The organism is Gilvimarinus sp. 1_MG-2023, from assembly GCF_030548285.1.
The window spans coordinates 1-348 of sequence record NZ_JAUOSC010000441.1 but is presented as its reverse complement, the minus strand read 5'-3'; the positions used below and the strand labels follow the sequence as shown (position 1 = coordinate 348).

Annotated in this window: 1 protein-coding gene; it reads left to right on the top strand. The window is 50.6% G+C overall.

What is annotated here, in order from left to right; all coding sequences use genetic code 11:
• Positions 1-348 (top strand): extracellular solute-binding protein (locus Q4563_RS17550; protein WP_303605410.1); only part of this gene is annotated, 348 nt, incomplete at both ends.

Sequence of the window (348 nt, the reverse complement as noted above, 5' to 3'; positions counted from 1 at the left end):
CAGTACATCAGCGATCTGGCAAATGGTGACAGTTGTGTTGCTGTCGGTTACTCCGGTGATGTGTTTCAGGCAGCCTATAACGCTGAAGAAGCAGACAACGGTGTTGAAGTGGTCTACAGCATTCCGAAAGAAGGCTCGGAAGTCTGGTTTGATATGCTGTTGATTCCGGCGGATGCCAAAAACGCCGAGAATGCCCACAAATTCATCAACTATCTGTTGCGCCCGGAAGTGATTGCGGAAGTAACCGATTATGTCTGGTACGCCAATCCGAACACCGCTGCAACGACACTGATTGATCCTGAGATTGCCGCTGATCCGGCGATTTATCCGACTCCCGATGTGTTGGAG